We start from the raw sequence: 2083 nt of genomic DNA on the forward strand, positions 1-2083 counted from the left end.
ACCCCAACCCCACCTCCACACCACGCGACCAACCCTCGATGGCGGCGCGCTCGATGGCGTCGACGAGGTCGATGTCGCCGACGATCACGTCGGGATCGGCGAGGCCCGCGTCGAGGACGTCGACGATCCGCGCACCGATGCGTCGCACCGTAGGCTCGTCGAAGAGGTCGGTGGCGTACACGATCCGGCCGGCCAGGCCGGCGAGGGCACCGGCGTCGTCCCGATCGGCGGACATCCCGATCATGAGGTCGAACCGGGCAGCGGGCGCACCGGCCTCGACGGGCGTGATCGTCAGTCCCGGCGCGGACAACTCCCCCACGGAGGTCTGTTCTAGGGTCAGCAGCACCTGGGTCAGCGGCGCGAACGCCTCGCTGCGCGCCGGGGCGAGGGCATCGACGAGGTACTCGAAGGGCACGTCGGCAGCGGCGAACGCATCGAGGTCGGTGTTGCGCACCAACCGGACCAGTTGCTCGAAGGTGGCCGAGGCGTCGACCTCCGTGCGTAGGACCAGAGTGTTGACGAACATGCCGATCAGGGCGTCGAGTTCGGCACGGCCACGGCCGGCCACCGGTGAACCGACCGCGATGTCCGACGTCCCCGACAACCGGGACAGCACCACCGCGACCGACGCGTGCAAGACCATGAACACGGTCACGCCGTGTGCGCGGGCGAACGACTCGATGCGGGGTGCGAGACCCTCGGGCAGGTCGAGGTCCACCACCGCCCCGCGGAGGGACGCCACCGGCGGCCGGGGTCGGTCGGTGGGCAACTCGAGAACCTCGGGCAGGCCGGCCAGGTGATCGCGCCACCAGCGCGACTGCCTGCCGAGTTCGGAGTCCGGATCGTCGATCGAGCCCAGGGCGCGCTCCTGCCAGAGCGCGACGTCCGCGTAGTGCACCGGGAGCGGAGGACGGACAGGCGCGCGACCCTCGACGCGGGACCGGTACGCGTGCAGGAGATCGTCGACCAGGGGCGCCAGTGACTCGCCGTCGGCGGCGATGTGGTGCAGCACGACGACCAGCACGTGGTCGTGTGCCCCGCGGTCGTCGGCACCGCGGTCGTCGGCACCGTGGTCGTCGGGATCGGCTCCGAGGATGCCCGCACGGATCGGGAGGTCGCGGGTGACGTCGAACGGTTCCGCGGACAGCGTCTCCACCCCGGCGGTCCGCCACCACTGGTCGACGGTGACGTCGTCAGCCGCGGCGATGTCCTGCCACGGCCGGCCATCCGGGCCCTGTGGGTAACGCGTCCTCAGCACCTCGTGCCGGTCGATCACATCGGCGAGTGCCGCGCGCAAGGCGACGACGTCGAGACGACCACGCACCCGTAGGGCGAACGGGATGTTGTAGGCCGATGACCCCGGATCGAACTGGTTGATGAACCACATGCGTTGCTGCGCCGGCGACAACGGGAGGCGGGCAGGACGCGGGATCGAACCGAGGTCTGCTGTCTCGGCGGGTGAACCGCTGTCGGTGCGACGGGTCGCGTCGACGAGAGCAGCCATCGCGCGCACGCTCGGTGCATCGAAGAGTTCACGAACGCCGAACGGCACACCGAACACGTGAGCGACCCGCGCCGCCACCCGAGTGGCCGACAGTGAATGTCCGCCGATCTCGAAGAAGCTGTCCGTCACCGAGATCGCCGTGGCGTCCCCACCACGGCCGAGCACCTCGACGACCATGCCGGCGATCGCGCGCTCGGTGTCCGTGTCCGGTTCCACCCGTCGAGTGGAGAAGAGATCCGGTGCGGGCAGGGCTTTTCGGTCGACCTTGCCCGCGGTGTTCAGCGGCAACGCGTCGAGCACCATGACGGTGTCGGGAACCATGTACGACGCGAGCCTGCGGGCGGCATGGTCTCGTAGCCGCGACACCGCCGACTCGTCGGGTCCGGTGACGTACGCGACCAACCGGTCGTCGTGCACCACCGCGACTGCCGAGACCACGTCGTCGGCGCTCGCGAGGACGGTTTCGATCTCCCCCAACTCGATCCGCTGCCCCCGCAACTTCACCTGAAAATCAACACGACCCACATACTCCAACTCACCCACACCACTCCACCGCACCCGATCACCCGTCCGATACAA

1 protein-coding gene is annotated in these 2083 nt (G+C 69.5%); it reads right to left on the minus strand.

Annotation, left to right across the window (positions count from 1 at the left end; translation table 11 throughout):
* The coding region (locus JW364_RS23905) for a condensation domain-containing protein (RefSeq protein ID WP_307814828.1) at window positions 1-2047 on the minus strand (2047 nt) is incomplete at its 3' end.
* Window positions 2048-2083: the final 36 nt, after the last annotated feature.

Source organism: Gordonia sp. BP-119, from assembly GCF_016924115.1.
GTDB classification, from domain to species: Bacteria; Actinomycetota; Actinomycetes; order Mycobacteriales; family Mycobacteriaceae; genus Gordonia; species Gordonia hongkongensis.